Here is a 16,849-nt window from a genome sequence, read left to right as displayed (position 1 = left end):
GCTACGCCTGGATTGGCGCAGGAGTATGGTCCAATCGTATGGACGATCCGTGGGCCACTTTCGGCCGCGACCTGCACCTCGACCTCTCCGGCAGCGGCGGCGTCCGCACCTCCCTGATGCGCGCCCTGCGCGAGGCCGTGCGCACGGGCCGCCTCGCCCCCGGCACCCGGCTGCCCTCCTCCCGCTCGCTCGCCGCGGACCTCGGCATCGCCCGTAACACCGTCGCCGACGCCTACGCCGAGCTGGTCGCCGAGGGGTGGCTCAGTGCGCGGCAGGGCTCCGGGACCCGGGTCGCCCGGCGCGCCGAACCGCTGCGGCCCGCCCCGCCCGCTCGGCGCGCCGCTCCTGCCCGGGTGCCTGATCGTCCGCGCTACGACCTGCGACCCGGCACCCCGGACGTCTCCGCGTTCCCGCGTGCGGCGTGGTTGGCCGCGTCGCGCCGCGCGATCACCGCGGCGCCCAGTGAGGCGTTCGGTTACGGGCCGCCGCTCGGCCGCCCTGAGCTGCGTACTGTGCTCGCCGACTACCTGGCCCGCGCCCGCGGCGTACGGACCGATCCGGAGCGCATTCTGATCTGCACCGGGTTCATGCAGGGCCTCGGCCTGCTGGCCCGTGCCCTGCGGGGCGCAGGCGTACGGGAGATCGGCAGCGAGGCGTACGGCCTGCACTTCCACCGCGATGTGTTGACCCGCGCCGGACTGCGTTCCGTCCCGCTGCCGGTCGACCCATACGGCGCGGATACGGAGCGACTGGCCGACCTGACGGGCGTACGGGCCGCCCTCCTCACCCCGGCGCACCAGTTTCCCACGGGCGTACCGCTGCACCCCGACCGCCGGGCCGCCGTCATCGACTGGGCGCGGTCCACCGGCGGACTGGTGCTGGAGGACGACTACGACGGTGAGTTCCGCTATGACCGGCAGCCTGTCGGGGCTGTTCAGGGGCTTGATCCGGATCGTGTCGCCTATCTCGGTACCGCCAGCAAGAGCCTCGCCCCTGCCCTGCGGCTGGCCTGGATGGTGCTGCCGGACCATCTCGTGGAACCGGTCCTCGCCCTGAAGAGCACGGGCGAGTGGCAGACCGCCGCGCTGGAGCAGCTGACGCTCGCCGAGTTCCTCAGCTCGGGCGCGTACGACCGGCATGTGCGCGGTATGCGGCTGCGGTACCGGCGTCGGCGTGATCAGCTCGTATCCGCGCTCGCCGGGCAGGCGCCGCACATCCGGGTCGGCGGCATCGCGGCCGGGCTGCACGTCGTCCTCGAACTGCCACCCGGCACCGAGCAGTCCGTCGTCCAGGCCGCCCGCTGGCAGGGCCTCGCGCTGGAGGGGCTGAGCAGTTTCGCGCACCCCGCGGCGGCGGATGGCGGGACGCCGCGCGACGCCCTGGTCGTGGCGTACGGAAGGCCGCCGGAGCATGCGTTCGCGGGAGCGCTGGAGGCGCTGCTACGGGTGCTCCCGCCCGTGCCGTAGACCGCTGGCGGCAGGTTCCGCCGCTGGATCGTGAGGCTCCGCCCCCGGCACCTCCGGCGCCTCGCCGAAGCGCGCCAGCGCGAGCGCGCCCAGCACCGCCAGCGCGAACCCGGCGATGCCCAGCGGCGCCAGCCCGGACCGGGTGCGGTCGCCGAGCCAGACGATGCCGACCAGCGCGGGCCCCAGCGTCTCGCCGATGACCATGCCCGCCGTCGCCGCCGTCACCGAGCCGCGCTGGAGGGCCGAGGTCAGCAGCAGGAAGGCCGCGCCGCCGCCGATGAGCAGGGCGTAGGTGGCGGGGTTGGTGAGGAGGGGCGCGGGGGACAGGTCGGGGATCAGGCGTACGGCCACCTCTACGACGCCGAAGCCGAAGCCGGCGCCGAGTCCCAGCACCGCCGCCCGCGCCCGGTCGGGCAGCCGCCCGGCCAGCGCGCCGCACGCCAGGATCGCCACCGCGACGGCCAGCACACCGAACCGCAGACCGGTCGAGCCCGTACCCTTCCCTTCCGCGCCCGAGGCGAGCCCCAGCATGGCCAGCCCGCCGCAGACCACCGCCACGGCCGTCCACTCGGCGCGGCTGAGCCGGACGTGCAGCAGCGGCACGGCGACGACCGCGGTCACGGCCAGGCTGGCGGCGAGGGCTGCGCCCACCGCGTAGATCGGCAGCGAGCGCAGCGCGACCAGTTCGAGGAGGAAGCCGCAGCCGTCCAGGGCCAGGCCGAGCAGGTAGCGCCACTGGCGCAGGACGCGGAGCAGCAGTCTGGGGTCCACACCGGATCCCGAGCCGGTCCCGGACGCCGTGGCGCGCGCCGCCACCGCCTGGAGGACCGACGCCGTACCGAAGCAGACCGCCGAACCGAGCGCACAGAACATCCCCATCAGCACACGACGACTGTAGGCGGGTGGCCCGCCAAGGCCCATTGCGGCCCACGGGGGAACGGCCTTTAGGCTGACCTGGCTGAAAACTGTTGCCACGGATGTACGGGGGAAAACAGGGATGGCGGAACAGACGAAGGCCCGGCGGCGGCTGCGGTCCAGCACGGTGGTCCTGGGCAGCATGGGCGCGCTCGCGGCGGCCCTGACCTCCTGCGGTTCGGAACCGGACAAGCGCTGCGTCGACCGGAACAGCTACGACGCGGTCAAGGGCTACCGGATCGTCGACTCCAAGGCGTGCAAGAGCGGGAGCGGATCGAGCGGCACCGGCAGCACGGGCGGCACCGGATCGTCGGCCGGCAAGAGCGGCAAGAACACCGGCACCAAGAAGGTCGACGGCCAGTGGTACTACGGCTCCGACGTGAGCGGCCGGTACGCCGACTCCGGCACCTTCAGCCACAGCACGGCCGTCAACCGCGGCGGCTTCGGCTGCTCCGGCTCCAGCGGCGGGTGACGGCGGTGCGAGCGGAACGGGCCTCGGCCCGGGTGGCGGCGTCGCGTACGGAAACGGTCCCGCACCGAGGGGCGGCCACGTGAAGCGGCACACCACGCAGCCCCGCCCCGGCTGGCAGCAGACCGTGGAGGCCCAGGGCCTGATCTACCCGCTGACCCGCTACCCGGACGACTCGCTGCGCCCGTACTGGGACGAGAGCGCGTACTACTCCTTCACGCTGCCCGAGGTCGAGGCGCTGGAAGAGGTCGTCGAGGAGCTGCACGGCATGTGCCTGGCCGCCGCCGCGCACATCGTCGAGCACCGGCGCTTCGCCGACCTCGGCATCGAGGACCCGCGGCTGGCGGAGCTGGTTGCCGAGTCGTGGCGGCGGCGGACCGAACTTCCCACGTTGTACGGGCGGTTCGACCTGCGGTACGACGGCACGGGGCCGGCCAAGATGCTGGAGTACAACGCCGACACGCCGACCTCGCTGGTCGAGGCGGCGGGGCCGCAGTGGTTCTGGATGGAGGAACGATTCCCCGGCGCCGACCAGTGGAACTCGCTGCACGAACGGCTGGTCGAGGCATGGCGCAAGCAGGCTAGGCTGCTGCCGCCGGGGGCGCCCGTGCACTTCGCGCACTCCGCGGGCGACGAACTGGGCGAGGACCTGATGACCGTCGCCTACCTGGAGGAGACGGCCCGGCAGGCCGGGCTGGAGACGGTGGCGATACCGGTCGAGGAGATCGGCTGGGACAGCCTCTCGGGCCGCTTCGTCGACCAGCGGCTGCGCTTCATCCGGTCCTGCTTCAAGCTCTATCCGTGGGAGTGGCTGGCCACCGACGCGTTCGGCCCGCACGTCCTGGACACCCTCGACAACGGCGGCGGCACCGGCACCACCCTGTGGATCGAACCGGCCTGGAAGATGCTGCTCTCCAACAAGGCGCTGCTGGCGATCCTCTGGGAGCTGTACCCGGGCCACCCGAACCTGCTGCCCGCCTACCTCGACGGGCCGCGCGAACTGGTGGACGGGCCGGACGGGCCCGGGTACGTGGCCAAGCCGCTGCTCGGCCGTGAGGGCGCCGGCGTCACCGTCCACCAGCCGGGTGAGGCCCCCGTCGTACGCGACGAGCCGTGCTGCTACCAGGAGCTGGCCCCGCTGCCCGACTTCGACGGCAACCGGGTGGTGCTCGGCGCGTGGGTCGTCGAGGACGAGGCGGCGGGGCTCGGCATCCGGGAGTCGGCGGGACTGGTCACGGACGAGTACGCGCGGTTCCTGCCGCACGTGATCCTGTGAGGCGCGCCCCGTAGGGCAGGCTCTCAGGCCTCCAGCACCGCCCGCAGCTGGTCCAGTCCCCAGTCCAGGTCCTCCTTGCCGATGACCAGTGGGGGCGCCAGCCGGATCGTGCTGCCGTGGGTGTCCTTGACCAGCACGCCGCGTCCCATGAGCCGTTCGGAGATCTCCCGGCCGGTGCCCAGGGCCGGGTTGATGTCGATCCCGGCCCACAGCCCGCGCCCGCGCACCGCGTCCACCGCGCCGCCGCCGGTCAGCAGCCCCAGCTCGTGGTGCAGGTGCTCGCCCAGCTCCCGGGCCCGCTGCTGGTACTCGCCCGTGCGCAGCATCGCCAGGACCTCCAGCGCCACCGCGCAGGCCAGGGGGTTGCCGCCGAACGTCGAGCCGTGCTCGCCCGGCCGGAAGACGCCCAGCACCTCGCGTGAGGAGACCACCGCCGACACCGGCACGATGCCGCCGCCCAGCGCCTTGCCGAGCACGTACATGTCGGGCACCACGCCCTCGTGCTCACACGCGAAGTCGGTGCCGGTGCGGCCCAGGCCGGACTGGATCTCGTCCGCGATGAACAGCACGCCGCGCTCGCGGGTCACCTCCCGTACGCCCGGCAGGTATCCGGGCGGCGGCATCAGCACGCCCGCCTCGCCCTGGATCGGTTCGAGGAGCACGGCGACCGTGTTCTCGTCCACCGCGTCCTCCAGCGCCGCCAGGTCGCCGTACGGGACGATCTCGAAGCCCGGGGTGTACGGGCCGTAGTCGGCGCGCGCCTCCGGGTCGGTGGAGAAGGAGATGATCGTCGTCGTGCGGCCGTGGAAGTTGTTGTCCACCACGATGATCTTCGCCCGGCCGTCCGGGACGCCCTTGACCCGGTAGCCCCATTTGCGGGCGGTCTTGACCGCCGTCTCGACCGCCTCCGCGCCGGTGTTCATCGGCAGCACCATCTCCATGCCGCAGAACTCGGCGAGCCGCGTACAGAAGTCGGCGAACCGGTCGTGGTGGAAGGCGCGGGAGGTGAGGGTCACCCGCTCCAGCTGCGCCTTGGCCGCGTCGATCAGCCGGCGGTTGCCGTGACCGAAGTTGAGCGCCGAGTACCCGGCGAGCATGTCCAGGTAGCGCTTGCCCTCCACGTCCGTCATCCAGGCCCCCTCCGCGGAGGCCACGACGACGGGGAGCGGGTGGTAGTTGTGCGCGCCGTGGGTCTCGGCGGCGGCGATGCTGCGTTCCGTGGATGTCGTGGGGGTCACCGTTGACTCCGTTCGGTATGCGGGCGATCCCGGGCGAACAAATCCCGTTGGCCGGACGGTATGCGAAGAAGGTCGCGCCGCACACCCCCCGTTAGACTGGCCCCGCGCATCGCGACTGGCGTACGGGGAAGTGACCTCGGGGGAACGGTGCGCGGCCGTCGCGCGACGGCCCGCCACGAGGTGCCGCCCTGCCTGGGCACCCGGGGAGCACGACCGGAAAGCCGTACGTGAACCGATCGCCCCGGAGGATCTCATGAGCCGTCCCCTGTCCCACCCCGCCCTCGCCGCCGCCGACCCCGAACTGGCCGCCCTGGTCGGTGCCGAAGAACGCCTCCAGGGCGAGACGCTGCGCCTGATCCCCTCCGAGAACTACGTCTCCACCGCGGTGCTCGAAGCCACCGGTACGGTCCTGCAGAACAAGTACAGCGAGGGGTACGCCGGCCGCCGCTACTACGAAGGCCAGCAGAACATCGATCTTGTCGAGCGGCTGGCGATCGACCGCGCCAAGGCCGTCTTCGGCACCGAGCACGCCAACGTCCAGCCGTACTCCGGCTCGCCCGCCAACCTCGCCGTCTACCTGGCCTTCGCCGAGCCCGGCGACACGGTCATGGGCATGTCGCTGCCGATGGGCGGCCACCTCACCCACGGCTGGGGCGTCTCGGCCACCGGCACCTGGTTCCGCGGCGTCCAGTACGGCGTACGGGCCGACACCGCCCGTATCGACTTCGACGAGGTGCGCGACCTCGCCCTCAAGGAGCGCCCCAAGCTGATCTTCTGCGGTGGTACGGCCGTGCCGCGCACCATCGACTTCGCCGCCTTCGCGGAGATCGCCCGCGAGGTGGACGCCGTCCTGGTCGCCGACATCGCGCACATCGCCGGGCTGATCGCGGGCGGCGCCCACCCCTCACCCGTACCGCACGCCGACGTCATCTCCACCACCACCCACAAGACGCTGCGCGGCCCGCGCGGCGCGATGCTGATGTCCCGCGAGCGGTACGCGAAGCCCCTGGACAAGGCGGTCTTCCCGGGCCTCCAGGGCGGCCCCCACAACCACACCACCGCCGCCATCGCGGTCGCCCTCCACGAGGCCGCGCAGCCGTCCTTCCGCGACTACGCGCACGCCGTCGTCGCCAACGCCAAGGCCCTCGCCGAACAGCTGCTGGCCCGTGGCTTCGACCTGGTCTCCGGCGGTACGGACAACCACCTCATCCTGATGGACCTCACGCCCAAGGAGGTGCCCGGCAAGATCGCCGCGAAGGCGCTGGACCGGGCCGGGATCGTGGTCAACTACAACACCGTCCCCTACGACCCCCGCAAGCCGTTCGACCCGTCCGGCATCCGCATCGGCACCCCCTCGCTGACCTCCCGCGGCCTGGGCACCGAGCACATGCCGCAGATCGCGGACTGGATCACCCGCGGCGTCACGGCCGCGGGCGCCGGCGACGAGGACGCGCTCACCACGATCCGCGCCGAGGTCGCCGAGCTGATGAGCGCCTACCCGGCGCCGGGGCTGGTGGCCGACGCGTCCTGACCGGCCGTCCCGACGTCCCGACCCGGCCGTACCGGAAGCTCCGCGACGCTGTTGCCCACGAACGTGGGCAGCGGCCGCAGGTCCGCCTCCGGTACGGCCAGGGCCAGATCAGGGAAGCGGGTGAACAGCGCGCGCAGGGCGATCCGCGCCTCCAAGCGGGCCAGCGGTGCGCCCGGACAGACATGCGGCCCGTGCCCGAAGGACAGGTGCCGGACGGCGGGCCGTCGCGTCACGTCGAAGCGGTCCGCGTCCGGCCCGTACGCCTCCGGGTCGCGCCCGGCCGCCGCGTACGAGGCGAGCACCGGCGTCCCCCGGGGGATCACCGTGCCGCCGACGTCCAGGTCCCGGGTCGGGTAGCGGAACGGGAAGTGGGCCACCGGGCTGTCGTGGCGCAGCGTCTCCTCGACCACGTCCGCCCAGTCCGCCCGCCCCGCGCGGACCAGGTCCAGCTGGTCGCGGTGGGCGCAGAGGGCCCGTACGGCGTTGGTGATCAAGTCGAGGGTGGTCTGGTGCCCGGCGGCGATCATCAGCAACAGGGTGCCGATCAGCTCCCGTTCGCTCAGCCGGGCGTCCGCCTCGTCACAGGCCGCGATGAGCGCGCTGGTCAGGTCGTCGCCCGGCGCCGCGCGGCGGGCCGCCACGACCTGCCCGAGGACCCCGACCAGCTCCCGGTTGGCCGCCAGCGCCGCCTCCGGGTCGATGACGGTGCTCACGACCAGCCCGGACAGCTGGTGCAGCCGGTCCCGGAACTCCTCGTCCACGCCGATGAGTTCACTGATCACCCGCATGGGCAGCGGATAGGCGAAGGCGTGCCGGAGATCGACCGTCCCGCCGCCCCGCGCGGCCAGGGCGGGCAGCCCGTCGAGCAGCTCGGCGGTCAGCCGCTCCACCCGCGGCCGCAGCGCCGCCACCCGCCGGGGCGAGAGCGCCTTGACGGCCGGTTCCCGCAGCCGCCGGTGGTCCGCGCCGTCGGCCGTCGTCATCCCGTCCACGGTCGCGAAGGTGGTGAGCGGCCAGCCGGGCGGGATGCGGCCCTCGCGCAGCGCGGCGAAGTGGCAGGCGTCCTTGGCCACTTCCGGGTGGGTGAGGAAGTCGCGCAGGGCGTGGTGGCGGGTCACGGCGTGGCCGGGGATGCCGCCGGGGAGCTGGACCGGCACGGCGGGGCCGCGAGCCCGCAGCTCCTGGGCGGCCTCCCGGTGACCGGCTCCGGTGACGTCGAAGAGGTACGGAGGAGGGGGCGGACACGGAGCGGACGACGGGGACGGAGGGGACGCGTCCGGGGCTGATCCGGGTGCCGTACCGGGCGCAGGGGCATCGGCTTCGGTCATGCACCCACGGTTCCAGCTCCGGGGTGCGGGGACCAGGGCTGCGGCGAACGCCGCCCGGCCGAGCCGTTCCCCCCGGGGGGGCCGGTGGCGGGAGGCGGCCGTACGCGCCCGGCCGGGGCGCCCGTACGCCTGGCTCGGCGCCCCGTACCCGCCTGGACACCCTGCGTGCCCCCACCGGGCACCCCCGTGCCCCCGCCTCTGCCCGGCCGCGCGCCGCCCCCGTCCGCGGACCTGAGACAATGACTGCCATGGCTCTCGATCGTCCGCGTGTACTCTCCGGGATTCAGCCCACCGCCGGCTCCTTCCACCTCGGCAACTACCTCGGCGCCGTCCGCCAGTGGGTGGCCCTGCAGGAGTCGCACGACGCCTTCTACATGGTGGTGGACCTGCACGCGATCACCGTCCCGCAGGACCCGACGGCGCTTCGCGCGAACACCCGGCTCGCCGCCGCCCAGCTGCTGGCCGCCGGTCTCGACCCGGAGCGCTGCACGCTCTTCGTCCAGAGCCATGTCCCCGAGCACGCCCAGCTCGCCTGGGTCATGAACTGCCTGACCGGCTTCGGCGAGGCCAGCCGGATGACGCAGTTCAAGGACAAGTCCGCCAAGCAGGGCGCCGACCGCACCAGCGTCGGCCTGTTCACGTACCCGATCCTGCAGATCGCCGACATCCTGCTCTACCAGGCCAACCAGGTCCCGGTGGGCGAGGACCAGCGCCAGCACATCGAGCTGACCCGCGACCTCGCTGAGCGCTTCAACGGCCGCTACGGCGACACCTTCACCGTCCCGGCGCCGTACATCCTCAAGGAGACCGGCAAGGTCTACGACCTCCAGGACCCGGCGGTCAAGATGAGCAAGTCGGCCTCGTCGGTGAAGGGGATCATCAACCTGCTCGACGAGCCCAAGACCTCCGCCAAGAAGATCAAGAGCGCGGTCACCGACACCGACACGGTGATCCGCTACGACGCCGAGGCCAAGCCGGGCGTCTCCAACCTGCTGACGATCTACTCCACGCTCACCGGCGAGTCCATCGCCGACCTGGAGAAGAAGTACGAGGGCAAGATGTACGGCGCCCTCAAGACCGACCTGGCGGAGATCATGGTCGAGTTCGTCACACCGTTCCGGGACCGCACCCAGGAATATCTGGACGACCCCGAGACGCTGGACTCGATCCTGGCCAAGGGTGCCGAGAAGGCCCGCGCGGTGGCCGCCGAGACGCTGGCCTCGGCGTACGACCGGATCGGGTTCCTGCCCGCCAAGCACTGACCGGCCGGGCCGGGGCGCCGACGCCCCGGCCCGCCCGCGTACCAGGGCCTTCGGTCCCGGATGCGGTGGGACCGAGGACGGTCGCCGCGGGGACGGGCCACCCGGCACACTGGCATCCGGGGACAACGACAGCTTCAGGAGGGAGAACGCAGTGGGGACCGTAACGCTGGGCGTTTCGATCGCGGTCCCGGAGCCGTACGGCAGCTTCCTCCAGGAGCAGCGTGCGGGCTTCGGCGACCCGCACGCACACGGCATCCCCACGCACATCACCCTCCTGCCGCCCACCGAGGCCCGCGCGGAAGACCTGCCCGCCATCGAGGAGCACCTCGCCGAGGTCGCCGCGGGCTTCGCGCCCTTCCGGCTGCGCCTGGAGGGGACGGACACCTTCCGGCCGTTGTCCCCGGTGGTTTTCGTCAAGCTGGCCGAGGGCGAGGCCCAGTGCACCGTCCTCCAGGAGCGGGTGCGTGCCGCGTCCGGCCCCTGCGCGCGCGAGCTGCAGTTCCCGTACCACCCGCATGTGACCGTCGCGCACGGCATCTCCGAAGAGGCCATGGACGAGGCGTTCGTGGCGCTGAAGGACTTCGAGGCCGCCTGGACGATCGACGGGTTCGCGCTCTACGAGCAGGGCGCGGACGGCGTGTGGCGGCTGGAGCGGGAGTACCCGTTCGGGGCACCGGCCGCCGGGGTGCCGCGCCAGGCGGATCTGTCGCGGCCGCCCACGCCTACCCGTTAGCGGGCCGGGCGCTCGTCGGCGCTCACACCGGCAGCCGCCGGAAAATTGCTCGTGGCATATGCCGCAGGATGGTCATCACCGGCCGCAGCGCCCCCGGCACCCACACCACCTCGCTCCGGCGCCGCAGCCCCGTCCCGACCGCCTCCGCGACCGCCTCCGCCGTCGTGGCCAGCGGCGCCGGCGCCGTCCCGGCCGTCATCTTCGTCCGTACGAACCCGGGCCGCACCACCATGACGTGCACACCCGTCCCGTACAGCGCGTCCCCCAGCCCCTGCGCGAACGCGTCCAGCCCGGCCTTGCTGGAGCCGTAGACGAAGTTCGAGCGCCGCGCCCGCCGGCCCGCGACCGACGAGAGCACCACCAGCGAACCGTGTCCCTGGACGCGCAGCGACCGGGCGCAGACCAGGCCCGCCGAGACGGCGCCGGTGTAGTTGGTCCCCGCGATCCGCACGGCTTCCGCCGGCTCCGCCTCGGCGCGCTCCTGATCGCCCAGTACGCCGAAGGCCAGCAGCACCACGTCGATGTCGCCCTCGGCGAAGACCTTGCCGAGGGCTTCCTCGTGGCCGCCGGTGTCCAGCGCGTCGAAGGGCACCGTACGGACGTCGGCGCCCAGCGAACGCAGCTGCCCGGCCGCGTCCTCCAGGGCGGGGGAGGGGCGGCCCGCCAGCCAGACCGTACGGGTGCGGCGGGCGATCAGGCGGCGGGCGGTGGCGAGGGCGATCTCGGAGGTGCCGCCGAGGATCAGGAGGGACTGGGGGGAGCCGAAGGCGTCTTTCATGCGCTTCCCTTTCGGACGATTTCCTTTCGGAGGGGGCCGGTCACAGGGCGAGGCGGCGCGAGAGATCGGACGTGAAGACCCCGCGGGGGTCCAGCCGCTCCCGCAGCTCGCGGAACTCCGGCGCCCGCGGGTACATGACATCGACCAGCTCCGGCCGCAGCCGGGCGTCCTTGGCCAGGTAGACCCGGCCGCCCGCGGCCGCCACAGCCTCGTCCAGCTCGTCCAGAAAGGCGCCGAGCCCCGGCAGCCCGGCCGGAATGTCCAGGGCCAGCGTCCAGCCCGCCGCCGGGAACGACAGCCATCCGGAACCGCCCGCGCCGAACCGTTTCAGCACCGCCAGGAACGACGGACAGCCGCGCGCCGCGATCCGCTCCACGACCCGCCGCAGCGTCTCCTCCTCCCCGTGGCCCACCACGAACTGGTACTGCACGAAACCGCCGCGCCCGTAGACCCGGTTCCAGTGCGGCACCCCGTCCAGCGGGTGAAAGAACGTGGAGATCCGCTGCAACTCGCCGGTCCGGCGGCGGGGCGCCTTGCGGTACCAGAGTGCGTTGAACAGCCCCACCGACCGCCGCCCGAGCAGCCCGTCCGGCAGGCCGCGCGGCGCGGGCGGCAGGCGTCCGGGACGGAAGGCCAGCGGGGACCGGCGAGCGCGCGCGGGCAGGGCGTCCAGCGGCGCGTGATCGCCGCGGGTCAGCACCGCGCGGCCGGTCGCCGCGCCGCGCGCCAGCAGGTCGATCCAGGCGACGGAGTAGCGGTAGCGGTGATCGGTGGCGGACAGCCGCGCCAGCAGGTCGTCCAGGTCCGCCGCGCGCTCGGTGTCCACCGTCATGAGCGACGTCTGTACGGGGACGAGGCGGACCGCCGCCGCGAGCACCACGCCGGTCAGCCCCATGCCCCCGGCGGTCGCGTCGAAGAGGTCCGTGCCGGGCCGTACTGTACGCACCGCGCCGTCCGCCGTGAGGAGTTCGAAGGACCGCACGTGCCGGGTGAAGGAGCCCGCCACATGGTGGTTCTTGCCGTGGATGTCCGCGCCGACCGCGCCGCCGACCGTCACGTACCGCGTCCCCGGCGACACCGGCACGAACCAGCCCAGCGGCAGCAGCACCTCCATCAGCCGGTGCAGGCTGACCCCCGCCTCGCACTCCACGACGCCCGCCTCGGCGTCGATGCGGCGGATCCGGTCCAGGCCGGTCATGTCCCAGACGACGCCGCCCGCGTTCTGCGCCGCGTCCCCGTAGGCGCGCCCGAGCCCCCGGGCGATCCCGCCGCGCGCCCCGCACGCCCGTACCGCCGCCACGGCCTCGCCGTACGAGCCGGGGCGGACCAGCCGCGCGGTGGTGGGGGCGGTACGGCCCCAGCCGGTGACGGAGGCGGTGCGGGTGCCGGCCGGGCCGGTGGGCGACGCCATGCCGTGACCGTAATGCGGCGGATGCGTTGATCGCCCGGCTTCCCGGCCGCCCCCGCACGAAAAGAGTGATTAATGGGGTGGATGGGCTAATCGCGACGACACGGCACACCCGTCCTCGGAGAGTCGGAGGCGGAGCCCCGAAGGGCTTGAGGGAGAGGCGCCGGGCGGACCGTACGAAGCGGGCGGTCCGCCCGGCGAGCCGGCCCGATACCGGATCGAGGTGACCCCGCTGTCCCCGGAAGAGATGGATCACCGCCTGCTCGTCGTACTGCGCGCCTGCGGTTCCGACGCGCGGACGGCCGCCGTCGCCCGCGCCCTCCCGCACGGCGGCGAGCACGGAGCGCTCTGGCTCGCCGCCGGGCCGGCGGGCGCCGCGGCCGACCGGTCACGGCGCCCCGCCTGGCTCCGCGGCACGGCCCTGAGCTGCGGTGCCCACCTGCTGAGCCTCGGTCTCAAGCGCGTCGTACGCCGCCGGCGCCCCCTGCTGCCCGGCCACGCCCCCCTCGTACGCACCACGAGCCCGCACTCCTTCGCCAGCGCCTCCGCCACCGCTGCCGCCGTCACCCTGGGCGCGCTGCGGCCGCTGGGCGCCGGTTTGTCCCTGCCGGCCTTGGCGATGTGTCTGTCGCGGCTGGTCGTGGGCGGGCACTATCCGTCGGATGTGGCGGCGGGGGCGGTGGTGGGGGCGTTGGTGGCGGGGCTGGGGGACGTACGCGGGACCGGGGCGTACGCGGGCGGCGCGAGGTTTCCAAGCGTACGCGGGGAGTGGACGTGACCGAACGCGCCGCCCTCCTGGAGGAGCCGCCGCCCGGCCCGGGAGTGGCCACCGCACCGCCACCCGACCCCCGGGCCCGCGCGCTCGGGCTGCCCCGCGGCCTGCTGCGCACCGCCCGCCCGCGCCAGTGGGTCAAGAACGTCCTGGTGGCCGCCGCTCCGGCCGCCGCGGGCGACCTCTTCCGCCGCCAGACCCTCCACCAACTCCCGCTCCTCTTCATCCTCTTCACCGCCGCCGCGTCCGCCGTCTATCTGATCAACGACGCGCGGGACGCCACGGCCGACCGTGCGCACCCCGACAAGTGCCGCCGCCCGGTCGCCGCGGGCGAGGTCCCCGTACCTGCCGCCTATGCCGCGGGCGCCCTGCTCGCCGCCCTCGTCCCGGCCGCCGCGGCCGTGCTGTGCAACCCCGCCACCGCCGCCCTGCTCGGCGCGTACCTCCTCATGCAGCTCGCCTACTGCCTCAGCTGGAAGAACGTCCTGGTCGTCGACCTCGTCGTGGTCACCGCCGGCTTCCTGCTGCGCGCCATGATCGGCGGGCCCGCGCTCGGCATCCCGCTGTCCCGCTGGTTCCTGATCACCGCGGGCTTCGGCGCGCTGTTCATGGTCGCCGCCAAGCGCTACTCCGAAGCGCTCCGGACGGCGCGCGAGCAGCGTACGGACAAGGGGGCGACCCGGGCCCTGCTGCGCGAGTACAGCGACGGCTACCTGCGCTTCGTGTGGCAGCTGGCGGCCGGCGGCGCAGTCCTCGCGTACTGCCTGTGGGCCCTGGAGAGCGGCGGCACCCCGGCCGGCGTCCTGCCGTGGCGCCAGCTGTCCATGATCCCGTTCATCCTCGCCGTCCTGCGCTACGCGGTCTTCGCCGACCGGGGCACCGCCGGCGCGCCCGAGAACGTCGTGCTGCGGGACCGCCCGCTGGCCGTCATCGCACTGGCGTGGACCGGGCTGTACGCGATGGCCGTCGCGGGCGTATGACGGGGGCGGGCGCCGCCGCGATGACCACCGGCCCCGCCCCGCACCACCCCCGTACGCCGGAAGCGCCGTCCGCACCCCCGCGCCGACACCGTCTCGGGCGCGGGCGTCGGCATGGCGCCGGCCACGTGCCTGCGTTTCCGGGGTACCCGGAGGCTAGTCTTCCGCCACGCGGGCGGCATACCCGTACAGAGGGTGTCGAAGGCTGACGAAGGGTAGGCGGGGAACCATGGATTGGTTGAGCAAGCTGCCGGTCATCGGTCCGATGGTGTCCTGGCTGATGACGACGCACCTCTGGCGGGCCTACGAACGCATGGGGCAGGTGCACTGGACCCGGCTGGCCGCCGCGATCACGTTCACCAGCTTCGTCGCGCTCTTCCCGCTGCTGACGGTGGCCGCCGCGATCGGTGCCGCGCTGCTCAGCGAGCGGCAGCTGCACGATCTCCAGAAGAAGATCGCCGAACAGATCCCCGGCATCTCCGGCCAGCTCGACCTCGGCGCCCTGGTCGAGAACGCCGCCACCGTCGGCGTCATCGCCGCCGTGGCCCTGCTCTTCACCGGCGCCGGCTGGGTCGACTCGATCCGCGACTGCCTGCGCGCCGTCTGGGAGAAGGAGGACGAGGACACCAACGTCTTCGTCGCCAAGCTCAAGGACGTCGCCCTCCTCCTCGGCCTCGGCGGCACCGCCCTGGTCTCCCTGGCCTGCTCCGGCTTCGCCACCGCCGCGGTCGGCAAGGCGGCCGAGGCCCTCGGCCTCGCGGAAGGCGGCATCGGCAGCGTCCTGCTGTCCGTCGCCGGCTTCTGCATCGCCGTCCTCGCCGACTTCCTGCTCTTCGCCTACGTCCTGACCAAGCTGCCCGGCGTCCACCCGCCCCGCCGCGCCGTGGTCACCGCCGGCTTCATCGGCGCCATCGGCTTCGAACTCCTCAAGCTCCTCCTCAGCGGCTACCTCAAGGGCGTCGCCGCGAAGAGCATGTACGGCGCCTTCGGCACCCCCATCGCCCTGCTCCTGTGGATCAACTTCACCGCGAAGCTGGTCGTCTTCTGCGCGGCGTGGACGGCGACACAGCGGTGCGGTCCGGAGGCGGAGGGGAAGGCGCTGGATTGCGATGCGGGGGAAGAGGATGACGGGGAGCGGCCCGAGGTGAAGACCGCTGCCGGGGGCGGTACGGGCGGTACGGGGAGGCCGCCGGAGGGCTCGGGGGCGACGGCGTCGTAGCGGGCGTACGGGCCGGCCGGCGGCCATAGGGCCCGGATGTACGGGCTGGGCGTACACCCCGTACACCCAGCTTCACCGCCACCTACCGGACCTTCTCGCTACCTGCCGCTGCCCCCACGCCGCGGCCAGCGCCGATGCACCAAGAACGCGACGCCGCCCAGTACCACCAGCAGCCCGCCCGCGATCGCCGCCGCGGCCCACACACCGCCGGCCCCGCCGGAGGAGTCCTCCAGCCCGGCCCGCGCCTTGTCGCCGCTCAGCTTGCCGCCCGCCCGCGCGTCGCCCTCCTCGCTCTTGGGCCCGACCAGCCTGCCGACCGGCTCGACCTTGTCGGACGCCGCGAAGCCCCAGTCGAAGAGCTTGGCCGTCTCCTTGTACGCCTCGTTGTGTTCCTTCTTCTCCGGGTTCATGACCGTGACGAGCAGCTTGCGCTCGCCGCGCTGCGCGACGCCGGTGAAGGTGGAGCCCGCGTTGGTGGTGGAGCCGTTCTTCACGCCCGCGATGCCCGGGTACGGCTTGACGTCGTAATCCCCGCTGAGCAGCCGGTTCGTGTTCTGGATGCCGAACGATCCGCGCTTGCCGTCCTTGACCTCGCCCGGGAACTGCGCGCTCACCGTGGAGCAGTACTCCCGGAAGTCCGCGTTCTGCAGCCCGGCGCGGGCGAACAGGCTCAGGTCGTACGCGCTCGACACCTGGCCCGGCGCGTCGTAGCCGTCCGGCGTCACCACATGCGTGTCCGTCGCGTTCAGCGCCTCGGCCTGCTTCTGCATCTCCTGCACGGTCTTGGCCGTACCGCCGTTCATCGCGGACAGGGTGTGCACGGCGTCGTTGCCCGAGCGCAGGAAGACCCCCAGCCACAGGTCATGGACCGTGTAGCTCAGATTCTCCTTTATCCCCACCAGGCTGCTGCCCGAGCCCATGCCCGCCAGGTCGGCCGGCTTGACCGTGTACTTCTGGTTCTTGGGGAACTTCGGCAGCACCGTGTCGGCGAACAGCATCTTCAGCGTGCTGGCCGGCGGCAGCTGCCAGTGCGCGTTGTGGGCGGCCAGCACCTTGCCGCTCTCGGCGTCCGAGACGATCCAGGAACGCGCCGTGAGGTCCGACGGCAGCTTGGGCGCCCCCGGCTTGAGCTGCACCTGCGTACCGGCCTGCCCCAGCCGGTCGCCGCCGACCTTCGACATCTCGGCGGGCGGCGCCGGAACCTGCGGCTTGCCGTCCTTCGGCTTCTCGTCCGCGTGCGCCGGGGCGGCGAACAGCAGCGGCGGCAGCAGCACGGCGGTGCCGGCCAGCGCGGCGGTCGTACGGGTGAGCGCGCGGCGTACGGTCCGGGTGTTCCCGGGGGCCGCGGCGGTCGGATGATCGGCAGAAGTGGTCGGCACGTCGGTGAACGTACCCGTCGGCGCAGGTGAAGCGGACACCGCCCCACGGAAGAGTGCCCCCGCCGACCGCCGGATGGAGCCGCTGCCCATACTGGATT

At 73.2% G+C, this 16,849-nt stretch carries 15 protein-coding genes; 9 read left to right on the top strand and 6 right to left on the bottom strand.

What is annotated here, in order from left to right; translation table 11 throughout:
* Positions 1–38 precede the first annotated feature (38 nt).
* Positions 39–1,466, top strand: coding sequence for a MocR-like pyridoxine biosynthesis transcription factor PdxR (pdxR, locus tag CP984_RS15095; RefSeq protein ID WP_003983216.1), 1,428 nt, complete (start codon positions 39–41; stop codon positions 1,464–1,466).
* On the opposite strand, the gene CP984_RS15090 is transcribed toward pdxR, so the two are convergent.
* Entirely contained in the window at positions 1,440–2,339 is a 900-nt protein-coding gene (locus tag CP984_RS15090) for an integral membrane protein (RefSeq protein ID WP_003983217.1), read from the bottom strand. The genes pdxR and CP984_RS15090 overlap by 27 nt on opposite strands.
* A gap of 124 nt (positions 2,340–2,463) precedes the next feature.
* Here CP984_RS15090 and CP984_RS15085 point away from each other — a divergent pair, with 124 nt between their 5' ends.
* Both CP984_RS15085 and CP984_RS15080 read left to right on the top strand, forming a co-directional pair.
* Entirely contained in the window at positions 2,464–2,853 is a 390-nt protein-coding gene (locus tag CP984_RS15085) for a hypothetical protein (protein WP_003983218.1), read from the top strand.
* Between the two features lie 79 nt (positions 2,854–2,932).
* The gene (locus CP984_RS15080; protein WP_003983219.1) at positions 2,933–4,126 is read left to right on the top strand and encodes a glutathionylspermidine synthase family protein; all 1,194 of its coding nucleotides are present in this window, start codon (positions 2,933–2,935) and stop codon (positions 4,124–4,126) included.
* 23 nt (positions 4,127–4,149) lie between these two features.
* Here the strand turns inward: CP984_RS15080 and rocD are convergent, their stop codons facing one another.
* Complete coding sequence (gene rocD / locus CP984_RS15075; RefSeq protein ID WP_003983220.1) at positions 4,150–5,364, bottom strand: ornithine--oxo-acid transaminase; 1,215 nt, start codon at positions 5,362–5,364, stop codon at positions 4,150–4,152.
* A gap of 253 nt (positions 5,365–5,617) precedes the next feature.
* On the opposite strand from rocD, the gene CP984_RS15070 reads away from it, so the two are divergent.
* Positions 5,618–6,895 (top strand): serine hydroxymethyltransferase, encoded by a 1,278-nt coding sequence (locus CP984_RS15070; protein WP_003983221.1) that lies wholly within the window; start codon positions 5,618–5,620, stop codon positions 6,893–6,895.
* Here the strand turns inward: CP984_RS15070 and CP984_RS15065 are convergent.
* Positions 6,859–8,223, bottom strand: coding sequence for a cytochrome P450 family protein (locus tag CP984_RS15065; RefSeq protein ID WP_078586957.1), 1,365 nt, complete (start codon positions 8,221–8,223; stop codon positions 6,859–6,861). The two genes, CP984_RS15070 and CP984_RS15065, sit on opposite strands and share 37 nt — an antisense overlap.
* A gap of 248 nt (positions 8,224–8,471) precedes the next feature.
* Here CP984_RS15065 and trpS point away from each other — a divergent pair, with 248 nt between their 5' ends.
* Together trpS and CP984_RS15055 are read left to right on the top strand one after the other, a co-directional pair.
* The gene (gene trpS, locus CP984_RS15060) at positions 8,472–9,485 is read left to right on the top strand and encodes a tryptophan--tRNA ligase (RefSeq protein ID WP_003983224.1); all 1,014 of its coding nucleotides are present in this window, start codon (positions 8,472–8,474) and stop codon (positions 9,483–9,485) included.
* 151 nt (positions 9,486–9,636) lie between these two features.
* The gene (locus CP984_RS15055; protein WP_003983225.1) at positions 9,637–10,218 is read left to right on the top strand and encodes a 2'-5' RNA ligase family protein; all 582 of its coding nucleotides are present in this window, start codon (positions 9,637–9,639) and stop codon (positions 10,216–10,218) included.
* Between the two features lie 22 nt (positions 10,219–10,240).
* On the opposite strand, the gene CP984_RS15050 is transcribed toward CP984_RS15055, so the two are convergent.
* A complete protein-coding gene (locus CP984_RS15050) occupies positions 10,241–10,996 on the bottom strand; it encodes a decaprenylphospho-beta-D-erythro-pentofuranosid-2-ulose 2-reductase (RefSeq protein WP_003983226.1) in 756 nt (251 codons plus the stop codon).
* A 40-nt stretch (positions 10,997–11,036) separates the two neighbouring features.
* Positions 11,037–12,407, bottom strand: coding sequence for an FAD-binding oxidoreductase (locus CP984_RS15045; protein WP_003983227.1), 1,371 nt, complete (start codon positions 12,405–12,407; stop codon positions 11,037–11,039).
* Between the two features lie 244 nt (positions 12,408–12,651).
* Here CP984_RS15045 and CP984_RS15040 point away from each other — a divergent pair, with 244 nt between their 5' ends.
* The 3 genes from CP984_RS15040 (at position 12,652) to CP984_RS15025 (ending at position 15,372) form a co-directional block, all read left to right on the top strand.
* A complete protein-coding gene (locus CP984_RS15040; RefSeq protein ID WP_043977893.1) occupies positions 12,652–13,182 on the top strand; it encodes a phosphatase PAP2 family protein in 531 nt (176 codons plus the stop codon).
* The gene (locus CP984_RS15035; RefSeq protein WP_003985939.1) at positions 13,179–14,156 is read left to right on the top strand and encodes a decaprenyl-phosphate phosphoribosyltransferase; all 978 of its coding nucleotides are present in this window, start codon (positions 13,179–13,181) and stop codon (positions 14,154–14,156) included. Before CP984_RS15040 ends, CP984_RS15035 begins: the two co-directional genes overlap by 4 nt.
* 226 nt (positions 14,157–14,382) lie before the next feature.
* Positions 14,383–15,372 (top strand): YihY/virulence factor BrkB family protein, encoded by a 990-nt coding sequence (locus tag CP984_RS15025; protein WP_003985938.1) that lies wholly within the window; start codon positions 14,383–14,385, stop codon positions 15,370–15,372.
* A 98-nt stretch (positions 15,373–15,470) separates the two neighbouring features.
* On the opposite strand, the gene CP984_RS15020 is transcribed toward CP984_RS15025, so the two are convergent.
* On the bottom strand, positions 15,471–16,841 hold the full coding sequence (locus tag CP984_RS15020; protein ID WP_226048809.1) for a D-alanyl-D-alanine carboxypeptidase family protein: 1,371 nt from the start codon (positions 16,839–16,841) through the stop codon (positions 15,471–15,473).
* Positions 16,842–16,849: the final 8 nt, after the last annotated feature.

This window comes from Streptomyces rimosus, from assembly GCF_008704655.1.
GTDB lineage: Bacteria > Actinomycetota > Actinomycetes > Streptomycetales > Streptomycetaceae > Streptomyces > Streptomyces rimosus.
The sequence above is the reverse complement of the archived record's forward strand: the minus strand, read 5'-3'. Positions and strand labels throughout refer to the sequence as shown.

What these genes read in the sequence shown, in the direction of transcription:
- trpS (WP_003983224.1), top strand. Translation starts at nt 8,472, where the DNA reads ATGGCTCTCGATCGTCCGCGTGTACTCTCCGGGATTCAGCCCACCGCC.
- CP984_RS15025 (WP_003985938.1), top strand. Translation starts at nt 14,383, where the DNA reads ATGGATTGGTTGAGCAAGCTGCCGGTCATCGGTCCGATGGTGTCCTGG.
- CP984_RS15050 (WP_003983226.1), bottom strand. Translation starts at nt 10,996, where the DNA reads ATGAAAGACGCCTTCGGCTCCCCCCAGTCCCTCCTGATCCTCGGCGGC.
- CP984_RS15070 (WP_003983221.1), top strand. Translation starts at nt 5,618, where the DNA reads ATGAGCCGTCCCCTGTCCCACCCCGCCCTCGCCGCCGCCGACCCCGAA.
- CP984_RS15045 (WP_003983227.1), bottom strand. Translation starts at nt 12,407, where the DNA reads ATGGCGTCGCCCACCGGCCCGGCCGGCACCCGCACCGCCTCCGTCACC.
- pdxR (WP_003983216.1), top strand. Translation starts at nt 39, where the DNA reads ATGGACGATCCGTGGGCCACTTTCGGCCGCGACCTGCACCTCGACCTC.
- CP984_RS15020 (WP_226048809.1), bottom strand. Translation starts at nt 16,841, where the DNA reads ATGGGCAGCGGCTCCATCCGGCGGTCGGCGGGGGCACTCTTCCGTGGG.
- CP984_RS15085 (WP_003983218.1), top strand. Translation starts at nt 2,464, where the DNA reads ATGGCGGAACAGACGAAGGCCCGGCGGCGGCTGCGGTCCAGCACGGTG.
- CP984_RS15090 (WP_003983217.1), bottom strand. Translation starts at nt 2,339, where the DNA reads ATGTTCTGTGCGCTCGGTTCGGCGGTCTGCTTCGGTACGGCGTCGGTC.
- CP984_RS15065 (WP_078586957.1), bottom strand. Translation starts at nt 8,223, where the DNA reads ATGACCGAAGCCGATGCCCCTGCGCCCGGTACGGCACCCGGATCAGCC.
- CP984_RS15040 (WP_043977893.1), top strand. Translation starts at nt 12,652, where the DNA reads ATGGATCACCGCCTGCTCGTCGTACTGCGCGCCTGCGGTTCCGACGCG.